1 protein-coding gene is annotated in these 241 nt (G+C 46.9%); it reads right to left on the reverse strand.

Annotated elements, in window-relative coordinates:
• Positions 1 to 241: hypothetical protein (locus tag AAEZ03_RS28690; protein ID WP_350583381.1), on the reverse strand; the 241-nt coding region annotated here is incomplete at both ends.

A 241-nucleotide genomic window follows, 5' to 3' on the forward strand; every position in this document is an offset into this window, starting at 1 on the left:
TTGTTGAGTAGTGGCAAATAATGCGAGCCTGCGCCCGATGGCAGGGCGGCTTTTACCGCTTCTTCATCAGTCACATCAATACTGTCATCGACAGAAGTGACTTTCTTTAGCTCACTGACCGGAATGTTGGCGGCCGCTGCCAGCCGAGTCAGATCCATATTATCCAGACGTTTTTGCATACGCGCTTGTAACTGTGGACTATTCGGATTGGTAATTTTGATACGTTTAAGCTCATAGTATT

It is taken from the genome of Pseudomonas sp. HY2-MNA-CIBAN-0224 (assembly GCF_040310285.1).
GTDB lineage: Bacteria > Pseudomonadota > Gammaproteobacteria > Pseudomonadales > Pseudomonadaceae > Aquipseudomonas > Aquipseudomonas helleri.